Genomic DNA, 940 nt, shown 5'->3' on the forward strand with positions numbered 1-940 from the left:
CCGCAAGCGGACACATTCCATCAAACGCAGGCCGGAGCCGTAGAGAATCTTGGACATAAGCAGATGGATTCCGCTGAGATGGCTCAATACCGACTGAACTTCCTGCTGCGTCATCACCGTAGGGACCCAGCTCTTTTTTTTCGCACGGATCGGTTCCAGATGCTCATCAACGGGCATATCCAGAACGTGACGATAAAGAAAAACAATGGCATTCAATGCCTGACGCTGGGTTGAAGCCGACACGTTGCGCTGGGTTGCAAGGTGGCTGAGGTATTTTTCAATCTCCTGTTTTCCCATATCCCGCGGATGAATTTTTTTCTCATAAAACCGGATCAAATCGATGATCCATCCGCAATAGGTCTGTTCGGTCTTGTAGGCGTAATGATGGTAGCGCAAAACCTGGCGCACCTGCTCCATGAGCTTGAGATCGGGATCGGGTCTGAATTTTTTTATGTCTGTCATGGGGGCCTCTTCTTTAAAACAGGATAGATGGAAAAATGATGAATAATCATCGGTTTTTCCATGTTTGACTGCTAATAGCTGAATAGATGGAAAATCGTATCCATCTATTCAGCGTGACGGGCCAGAGAAAAAAACGTAGAATGAAATGACTATTAAAAATAATTTCAAAAGGTTTTAAGGCAAAAACCAAAGGCGCCTTATGGCGGAACAACGGATGTGTTCGGATGAAATCAACAAAAAAATAAAATGTTGATTTTATGTTCAAACTCATTTAACACAAAACATGTAAAATTCAAGGACGAATTTTCCATGTTTCGCCTCTAATATCCGAATAGGTGGAAAATTGTCCCCTAAAATCCGTCTTTTTGAAAAGATGGAAAATAACCCGGCCGATTTTCCATGTTTGCCCCCTTAATATCGCAATAGATGGAAAATTGTCCATGACATAGGGTCAATAGATGGAAAATTTTCCATCTAT

At 42.3% G+C, this 940-nt stretch carries 1 protein-coding gene; it reads right to left on the reverse strand.

Annotated features, from left to right (window positions below; genetic code table 11):
- On the reverse strand, window positions 1-462 hold a 462-nt coding region (locus ACYQ11_RS22065; RefSeq protein WP_459925997.1), incomplete at its 3' end, for a phage integrase N-terminal SAM-like domain-containing protein.
- Window positions 463-940: the final 478 nt, after the last annotated feature.

Source organism: Desulfatiferula olefinivorans (assembly GCF_054657895.1).